2 protein-coding genes are annotated in these 1,621 nt (G+C 64.2%); both read right to left on the bottom strand.

Annotated features, from left to right (window positions below):
- Window positions 1–374, bottom strand: a 374-nt coding sequence (locus VFZ66_02530) for a transglycosylase SLT domain-containing protein (GenBank protein HEX6288033.1), incomplete at its 3' end; no start/stop codon positions are given.
- Window positions 375–469: 95 nt separating this feature from the next.
- A partial coding sequence (locus VFZ66_02525; protein HEX6288032.1) for an N-acetylmuramoyl-L-alanine amidase occupies window positions 470–1,621 on the bottom strand: 1,152 nt, incomplete at its 5' end.

Here is a 1,621-nt window from a genome sequence, read left to right as displayed (position 1 = left end):
AGCAGCGCCGCGCCGCCCCGGATATTGTGCACCGAATCGGTCGTGAGCGCATCCTGGGCGATGCCGAGCAGCCGCGCGGCAGCGGCGAGCGTCTGCACGCTGGGATTATCGACCAGATGCATCAGGCCGTAGCCGTTGTCGGTGCTGGGCGCGCCGTTATGATCGTCGAAGTGGGTTTCGGCGTAGGCGATTGCCATCAGCAGATCGCGCGGCACATCGAACTCTTTCGCGGCGCGCTGAAAGGCCGCGCTGAGCGTATCGGGCGGGTCCTCCTGAGCCTGTGCGCGCGGTATGGCCGAGAGCGTGGCAGCCAGACAGAGCAACAGCGTCAACAGACCGAGACGAATGCCGGAGCGGGCGAGTGAGTAGATCATGCCGAGCCTCCTACAGCGTGGTGCAAATGGATTGAACGAACAGGGGACAGCAGATCAACTGCTGTCCCCTCTGGTGTTGCTGGTGCGGGCGCGTACTAGCGTCTGACGAGCTTGACCGCGTCGGCGATGACGTAGCCGGTGCCGGAGGTCCAGCGGCTAACGCCAACGGCGTTATAGGTTCCGGCGCTGAGCGCGAAGGTGCCGATGCTGACCCACCTGCCGCCGTTCACGCGCTGGTCCACGTTGACTGAGCGGTTGCCGCTGGACGTGACGACTACATACGGCGTCGAGGAGTTGTAGCCGGAGTTGGCGGCGTACCAGACAAAGACCTCGTAGTTGGCGCTGGCGGGCACCGTGAACTTATACCAGGCCGCATCGCTGATCGCCTGCGGATTGGCGTAGCGGTAATCGGCACCGTAGCGCTGGCTGCTGTAGGTCGAGACGCCCCAGTTGGCGCTGGCGGTGAAGTTACTGCTGGAGTTGTCCACGATCGATTCCCAGGCCGGGCTTTGCGTGACAAGCTGCATGTAGTAGTTCCAGTTCCAGTTCGGGCCGGGATCGGTGTGAGTTGCGCCGGGCACCTCGCTATGAGCGATGATGTGGGCGCGGTCCATCGGGATGCCGTACTTGAGGCAGACGTTGCGCGTCAGCGCCGCCGACGCCCGGTACATCGCGTCGGTGTACCATGAGGGGTCGTTCACCCAGCCCTCGTGCTCGATGCCGATCGACTGTGTGTTATACGTCCAGTTGCCAGCGTGCCAGGCGATGTCTTTCTCGCGCACCATCTGCGTGATCTGGCCGTCGCTCGATCGGATCACGTAGTGCGCGCTGACGTTGGAGGCGTCGTTCTGGAACCAGCTAATCGCGCCCGCGTACGAGCCCTGCGTGGTGTGGATGATCACATAGTTGATCGGGTAGTCGCTCTCGCGGTTGGCGACGGTGTAGTTGCCGGAGTGGGCCGGATTCCAGAGCGCGGGCGCGTAGTCCGTCGACTCGATGCTGACGACATCCTCATACTTGCCGCGCCTGGGCCGAATCTCCTCCGCGCCGACCATCAGGTGCTCGCCCTGCCTGCCAAGGCCGCTAAAGCCCTGGTTGAGCAGCTTGTACACCTCGTCGGCGTAGAAGCGGGCGACCGCCGGGTCGGTGGCGTTGCTGTAGCGCGCGACCACCGGATACCACGCGGTCAGGTCCTTGCGCGTCAGGTCGCTGAAGCCCTGCTCATCGGCGTAGAAGCGCAGCAGCGC

This window comes from Herpetosiphonaceae bacterium (genome assembly GCA_036374795.1).
Classification (GTDB): domain Bacteria; phylum Chloroflexota; class Chloroflexia; order Chloroflexales; family Kallotenuaceae; genus LB3-1.
The sequence above is the reverse complement of the archived record's forward strand: the minus strand, read 5'-3'. Positions and strand labels throughout refer to the sequence as shown.